Genomic DNA, 6,887 nt, shown 5'->3' on the forward strand with positions numbered 1-6,887 from the left:
CACGCGGTTCAAACAACCTCTATACCTTTAGGATGGCATGGGGATTGAATTCCAGGCTGGCCAGAGGCGGAGGCTGGACATGTCGAACTTATCGCTCGCGGCACACGCGATGCCGGACCGCAGACCAGAGATATGGGCCAACGTTCCGGAACGGAATGCGAACTTCACCGGACGCGACGATCTCCTGGCCGAGTTGCGCGACGGTATCGGAGCGGTCACCGCGGTCCTCCCCCGGGCCCAGACATTGCACGGCCTGGGCGGCGTCGGAAAGACACAACTGGCGACCGAGTATGCCTGGCGATACCGCTCCCATTACGATTTCGTGGCCTGGATCTCCGCGGACCAGACCCGTCTGCTGCCCGCGGCGCTGGCGGCGCTGGCGCCCTCGCTGAAACTGCTGCCGTCGTCCACCACCGGAATCTCGGCCACCGCGCGAGCGGTGAAGGACGCTTTGGAGCGCGGTGAGCCGTACCGGCGCTGGTTGCTGGTCTTCGACAACGCGGAAGAGCCCGAGGAGATCAGGGAGTTCATTCCCCGGGGCGCAGGGCATGTGCTGATCACCTCGCGGAACCCGCGATGGGACGACTATGAGAAGACCATTCGCGTCGACGTCTTTCACCGGTCGGAGAGCGTGGAATTCCTCGGTAAGAGACTGCCCCGGGCGGCCCAGGAATCGATCACGGATCTGCTCGCCACCAAATTGGGCGACCTGCCGCTGGCCTTGGAGCAGGCCGGTGCCTATCAGGCGCAGACCGGCGCCACCGCCGAGGAATACATTGAGCTTCTCGAAGAGCAGACCAGCAGGCTGCTGGACTTCAACAGGGCGCCCGGTTATCCAATGTCGATGACCGCCGTCTGGAAACTCTCGGTGTCCGGCCTGGAACGCAAGGTGCCCCAGGCACTCGAAGTGCTGCGATGCTGCGCGTTCTTCGGCCCGGAACCTATCCCGACCTCGGTGTTCAAACGCGGGCCGAGCGAGGGGGCGCCACGCCTCCAAGCGGTCCTCTCCGATCCCATTCTCCGGGACAAGATCTTCGGGGAGCTGGGCCGATTCGCCCTGACCAGACTCGACGCGACAGCCGGGACACTACAGGTCCACCGCCTGGTCCAGTCGCTGCTGGAGAAGGAGCTGACGCCCGACGAACGGGCGGCCTATCGGGCCGATGTCCACCTGCTTCTGGCCAGGGCGGCACCGAACGACCCGGACGACTCGGCGCGCTGGCCGGAATTCTCTGCCCTGTTCACCCATGTCGGGCCATCCCAGCTGATTCTCTCGCAGGACCCGGACGTCCACGCGTTCGCCATCAAAGCGATCCGTTATCTGTATCGCGCGGGCAACTACGAAGGAGCGCTGGCTTTCATCGAACAGCTGCTCGAGCGCTGGAATCCCGTGCTGGGCACCATGCATCCGATGGTCCTGTCCGCACGCCGGCACCGGGGCAATGTGCTCAGGGCGCTCGGCCGCTACGCCGAGGCGTACCAGAGCAATCAGCTGACATTCGAAGAGATGCGCCAGGTTCTGCCTGTCGAGTCCGAGGAGTGGCTGTGGATGAGCAACAGTGTCGGAGCGGACCTGCGCTCCCGGGGTGACTTCCGCAGCGCCCGCAAGCTCGACGAGGATTCGGAGCCCGCCTTCATTCGATACTTCGCGGAGGGCAGCCTGGATCACCTGCGCCTGCGTAACAGCATCGCCTTGGACCACGCCCTCACCAGCGATTACGAGTCCGCCCGTGAGTTGCACATGGCGACGTATCTCAGGCAGGAGGAGATCGTCCAGCGCACTCAAGCGGGCAAGTCATCGATGCTGATCTCCTGGAATGGGCTGGCCCGCGTGGTTCGCCTGCTGGGCGACTACACCGAAGCCTGCGACCTCGGGGAAGCGGCCTACGCCTACGCCATTCGTGAATTCACGGCCGATCACCCGAACACCCTGCTGGCGGCCAAGGATCTGTCCATTGCCCGCCGCCGGAAAGGCGACCTTCCGGAGGCGCTGCAGCTCGCGGGGAAGACCCACGAGCAGTTCCAGCAGCTGTTCGGCGAAAACCACCCCGACACCATGGCCGCGGTGATCAGCCTTTCCAACACGTTGCGAACGGCGGGACGCCTGAATGAGGCATTCGACCTCGCCACCGATGTGCTGGCGCGCTACCCCGTGGTATTCGGGGAGAACCACCCTTACACCCTTGGGTGCCAGATCAATCTCGCTCTCCTGTACCGCCTGCGCGGTGAGCCGGAGCGTGCGCGTGAACTCAACCAGACGATCTTTACGAAACTGGGCGAGCGCCTCGGCACCAATCACGACTACACGCTGACCTGCGCGCACAACCTCGCCAGCGACCTGGCCGAGTTGGGCGAGCACACCGAGGCGGTGGCGCTCGGCCGCAGTTCCTACCAGCGGCTTGTCGACCTGTTCGGCGAACCCCACTACATGACGCTGTGCTGTGCCGCCAATCTGGTGCTCGATCTGCAGGCGATCGGCGTAGAGTCCGAAGCCGTCCAGCTGCGAGACCAGGTCCTCGACCGGTACGGCGAAGCCGTAAGGATGGGGCATCCGGACGCCACCGCCGTGGTGAACGGCGTGCGGATCGAATTCGACTTCGACCCGCCGCCGATCTAGGCGTGTGCGGGGTTATCAATTAGAAAGTCGTGATCTGGACAGCCGCAGCGGTGAGTCGCCTGGTCGGCGGCTATGCGGCTGTCTATGGGACGGGTTTCTGGTTGATACGCGCCCGCCATTCGCGCCGATGCCGAATGGCGGCGGCGCGCGCCTGATTCAGCGCGGCGGCGGGCACGGGTTCGGTCAGCCATTCTTCGAGAGTGCTCCGGATCACGCTCACGAAATCGCGACCGACCGGTGTCAGGCCTTTGCCGTCCAGCAGGCTGGCCGTCGCCGCGTAAGCCGCCTCACGCCAGCGGGCGAACTCCGTGTGCGCTCTGGCCTGTTCCGAAATCGGCTCGATGAGCCGCTGGCGTCGCCAGAACGAGGTCAGGCCCAGAAAGGCGTAGGTCCCTTGCAGCAGGCCGTACACCGGGCGCGGGTCGTCCCGCCAAGGGGCGTAGTAGAGGTCGTGGTGCGGCACTACCGTAAGCTGGACCAAATCCAGGAGCGCGGTCAGCTTGGCGTGCTGGAGTTCGTGCGCGAAGTCGCGGCGACCGTGAGCGGGTCGGGTGGTTCGGACATGGCGATCGTGCCGAAAACTTCGCGCGCGGTCGCGCTTTTCAAGCCCTGGGCCGGTGTCTTGAGCGGGACGACGAGACGCACCGCCGCCATGATTTCCGCTGCCAGGGCCGGATGAGCGGCCACGATGAGATCCCATGCCGCCGTCACCGTGGCCGTCCATCGGTCATGAACCTCTGCGGCAGCCTCGATCGCACCGATTCGGTCTTCGGCCAGCGGAAGGGATCGAGATCATCGATCGTCAGGGTGAATTCAGTGGAGAGCGGCATATCTCGAAGCGCCTGCCAGCCCGGCGCGTCCTGCCCTGCCTTCAGGTGAATGGTGACCGGCTCGGTCTCCTTCGGGGCGATGGTCAGAATCGCGCCTCCGCCGGAATCCGGGCGGACCGATGCCGTGACAGTGCCCCTTACATTGGCCGGAAGGACGACCAGGCCCAAGGAGGGAAACACCAGCGAGGATCCGTGAATCGGCAGGTCCACCTGGCAGGCGAGGCCCGCGTTCACCGCGGCCGCAAGCGCCAACGTGCCCAGCAGCCCAGGATCCATCGGGGTGGACGATCTCAGCTGCCGCCACATCCAGCCACCCACGGAGGGATACCCGAGCACGCGTTCCACGCTGCGCGGCGCCGACGCTCCGAGTTGAGTTAGGGCCGCGAAAGCGCTTGCCGCCATTTCCGCGTGGGGATGCCGCGCCTGAGCGGCCTCCCGGACCACCGCAAGGACCAGCACCCGGTGCTTGCTCCACTGGACAGCACGCAACTCGCCAACGACCGCGTCCCCGCCGCCTCCCGTAGCCAGGGAATTGATCGTTTCCTCGGAAATACGATGAACCCTCGTCATCGATCGCTCCGGGTCATGGCAACGTCATGGGCGACGCGCCGGCGAATATGATCGATGAGCTGATAGAGGTCAAGGCAGTACACCGAAGGGTTGTCGAACGCGGTGGCGTCGCTGTAACGATGCGCGTGGAGCCCGCCTCCGCAGACGGCATGGATTTCACAGCCTCGACATACGGACGAGAGCCCGTTGACCCCGAGTTGCCTGGCCATTACCCCGGGATGGCGGGCCACCGCGTCGAAGGAGTCCCGCAGCACATTCATTCCGGTGTCCCCGGCGCCTTCGTACGTGGACTTCAGAATATCGGACAATTCAATGCTGCCATCGGTTTCCACGACGACCATACGCGCGGGCGAAAGCCCCACCGCCTCGGTACGCGAAGGGAAGCCCATCAGTAGCCGGATGATCTCGGAGAAGAGGCGCACGTCGGTCTCGACGCGAGTCGAGCCGTACCAGCGTTCGAAAACGGCGATCAGCCATTCCGCGTACGGCGTCCGCATCGACTCCGGGTCGCGGAACGGTGGCGGGGTGGACCAGTTACCGTGCGGCAGCAGAAAATCGACGGCAGGGGGATCGAACTCGAGCAGGGCCTCGTAGGTCGCGATCGGGTCATTGCGAATGTCGATGGTGCACAGGATGCCGTTGAACAGATGGTGGTACTGCCCGGTGGTCAATCTGCGCAAGGCCGCGGTCACCTGCTCATGGGAGCCATTGCCGTTGGCGAACACCCGGTGCCTGTCCTGTGCCGCCTGGTAACCGTCCAGGCTGACCCCCACGCGAACCCCCAGACCGGCTAAGAGGCGTAGGTAGCTCTCGCTCAGCAGCACGGCATTGGTCTGAATGACCACATGTACCTGAGTGCCCACGTCGACCGCGCGTCTGATCGTCTTCACGGCGAGCTCGATAAGCTCGGGTCCGGCCAGCAATGGCTCTCCCCCGTGCAGGATCACCTCCAGCTCGGCGACGTCATGAATTCGCGCGTGCTCGCCGATACGCTGGGCGATCGCGTCGATGACCGTGGGCGCCATGCTGATCGGCTGAAACCGCCATGATTGGTCGGCCATCTCGTACATATAGCAATAGTGGCAAGATAGGTTGCACCTGCTATTGATCTTCAATATGAATTGCCGGAAGGCGAGCGGTTTCCGATGACCTTCGCCGATGTTATCCAACGCCCCCAGGAGTACCGGCTCCCGCGTCCCATCCCGTGCACGATTTTCCAACACGCCCCTCGCCCCCATCACGATCAAGCGCTTTGTCACACTATGCACCCTCTATCTGGCCCGAATTCCCGCCAAGAGTCAAGATCTATTGACATAATGGGAGGGCCATGTCCGAAATACCATGCCCGAAACGGCGTGATTCCCAGGAAACCGTGGCAATGCACGTAAGCTGATCAGTGGGACCGGTTCTCAAGACTGGGACTGGAGTGTCAGCATGCTTTCATGGGCGTGCTCGACCTTCTGATCGGCGTGGCCTTCGTGGTGTCGGCGCTGGCGGCCGGGGGTCCGGCTGCTGAGCGGTTGCTCTTCTGCGCGGTGGCCGTCGTCTGGACGGCGGGGGCGGTGTTCCCGCCGCTCGGGCTGCTCCATCAGGGCGCTCTGCTGATCGCGCTCGCGAGCTTTCCCTCGGGCCGGCCTCGAGGGGTCGCGGGGTGGGCAATCGCCTTATCGGCCGTACCGATGAGTCTGCTGTGGCCGCCCGGCGTCATTCCGCTGTGCGCCATGGCCGCTCTGGCGGGCGGGCTGTTCCCCAGGCTGGCCGCCACCGGGATCGGCCTGTTCCTCGGAGCGCAATGGGCCCTCGTGCGATTCCAGGTCGAGAACTTCGATCCCGCCGCCGCGCTGGCTGTCTACGACGTGCTCCTTCTCCTGGTGGCCACCGCGTTCCCGCTCGCGGCGCGCGCGACGGTCGCCGCCCGGCGGCGCCTGGCCGACCGGCTGCTGGCCGAGCAGCCCATCGGGCTCGACGAGCTCGCGACGGCGCTCGGGCACGAGCTCGGCGACCCCGGCCTGCGCATCCACCTCGTCCCCGGCGAAAACGTCGCCTCTGTGGAACACACGGGGAGCGACCCGCCCACCGCCGACGCGGTGGCCGCCGTCGTCCGGCTCGCGACGGCCCGGCTGCGGCTCCAGGACGAGCGCCAGGCCCTACTCCGCGATCTAGAAGCGTCCCGGGCCCGGCTGGTGGCGACGGCGGACCGCGAACGGGCCAGGATCGCGGCGGAAGCGAGGGCCGGCGTCGGCGATCCGCTGCTCGCGGCCCGGGGTGGTCTGCGTGCGGTCCGGGCCCGTACGACCGACCCCGAGGCGGCGGGGATGCTCGATCTGGTCGACCGGGAACTGGACGCCGCCACCCGCGAGATCTCCGAACTCATCGGCGGCCTCCCGCGGTTGGGCGGCGGCCTGATCGAGCGGGCGCTGAAGACATTGACCGCGACCTGCCCGATCCCCGTCACCCTGTCCGTCCACGCGAGCGGCACCTCGGAGGCCGAGAGCGCCCTCTACTACGTCTGCTGCGAGTCTCTCGCCAACGCCGTCAAGCACGCCTCCGCCAGCGTTGTCACGATCACGCTCGCCCGTACGCCAAAGGGACTTGTCGCCACAATCGCCGACGACGGGCAAGGCGGCGCGGACCCGGCGGGTTCTGGACTGCAGGGCCTGGCCGACCGCCTGGCCGCACGCGGCGGACGGCTCCGGGTGGACAGCCGACCCGGAGCCGGAACCGTCGTCACCGCGACCCTGCCCGGCTAGGCCCGTTTTCCGTAGGTGGGGATGATTGGGGCATCTTCGGCGCGGCTTGTTGATCGTGGCAGTCCGAGCCGGTAGTTCCTGAGCCTCGTGAGACAACCAGCGCAGTTCGGCGGCCCGAGT

Annotated in this window: 6 protein-coding genes; 2 read left to right on the forward strand and 4 right to left on the reverse strand. The window is 65.9% G+C overall.

From position 1 onward, the window contains the following. Positions 1–109: 109 nt before the first annotated feature. Entirely contained in the window at positions 110–2,617 is a 2,508-nt protein-coding gene (gene fxsT / locus ABGB08_RS50225) for an FxSxx-COOH system tetratricopeptide repeat protein (RefSeq protein WP_347606235.1), read from the forward strand. Between the two features lie 82 nt (positions 2,618–2,699). On the opposite strand, the gene ABGB08_RS50230 is transcribed toward fxsT, so the two are convergent. From ABGB08_RS50230 to ABGB08_RS50245, 4 genes are read right to left on the reverse strand one after another with little or no spacing between them, the layout of a single operon-like run. Continuing rightward, on the reverse strand, positions 2,700–3,098 hold the full coding sequence (locus tag ABGB08_RS50230; RefSeq protein ID WP_347606220.1) for an HEXXH motif-containing putative peptide modification protein: 399 nt from the start codon (positions 3,096–3,098) through the stop codon (positions 2,700–2,702). Positions 3,099–3,112: 14 nt separating this feature from the next. After that, a complete protein-coding gene (locus ABGB08_RS50235) occupies positions 3,113–3,328 on the reverse strand; it encodes an HEXXH motif-containing putative peptide modification protein (protein WP_347606223.1) in 216 nt (71 codons plus the stop codon). Next, entirely contained in the window at positions 3,325–4,017 is a 693-nt protein-coding gene (locus tag ABGB08_RS50240; RefSeq protein ID WP_347606226.1) for a hypothetical protein, read from the reverse strand. The genes ABGB08_RS50235 and ABGB08_RS50240 overlap by 4 nt, the downstream gene beginning before the upstream one ends. After that, positions 4,014–5,255 (reverse strand): FxsB family cyclophane-forming radical SAM/SPASM peptide maturase, encoded by a 1,242-nt coding sequence (locus ABGB08_RS50245; protein WP_347606238.1) that lies wholly within the window; start codon positions 5,253–5,255, stop codon positions 4,014–4,016. Before ABGB08_RS50245 ends, ABGB08_RS50240 begins: the two co-directional genes overlap by 4 nt. 204 nt (positions 5,256–5,459) lie before the next feature. On the opposite strand from ABGB08_RS50245, the gene ABGB08_RS50250 reads away from it, so the two are divergent. After that, a complete protein-coding gene (locus ABGB08_RS50250) occupies positions 5,460–6,767 on the forward strand; it encodes an ATP-binding protein (RefSeq protein WP_347606229.1) in 1,308 nt (435 codons plus the stop codon). The last annotated feature ends 120 nt before the right edge of the window (positions 6,768–6,887 follow it).

It is taken from the genome of Acrocarpospora sp. B8E8 (assembly GCF_039871605.1).
Classification (GTDB): domain Bacteria; phylum Actinomycetota; class Actinomycetes; order Streptosporangiales; family Streptosporangiaceae; genus Acrocarpospora; species Acrocarpospora macrocephala.

Bases quoted from the DNA above. Each gene is read 5' to 3' on its own strand.
- ABGB08_RS50245 (WP_347606238.1), bottom strand. From the start codon at position 5,255: ATGGGGGCGAGGGGCGTGTTGGAAAATCGTGCACGGGATGGGACGCGG.
- ABGB08_RS50240 (WP_347606226.1), bottom strand. From the start codon at position 4,017: ATGACGAGGGTTCATCGTATTTCCGAGGAAACGATCAATTCCCTGGCT.
- ABGB08_RS50250 (WP_347606229.1), top strand. From the start codon at position 5,460: ATGGGCGTGCTCGACCTTCTGATCGGCGTGGCCTTCGTGGTGTCGGCG.
- fxsT (WP_347606235.1), top strand. From the start codon at position 110: ATGCCGGACCGCAGACCAGAGATATGGGCCAACGTTCCGGAACGGAAT.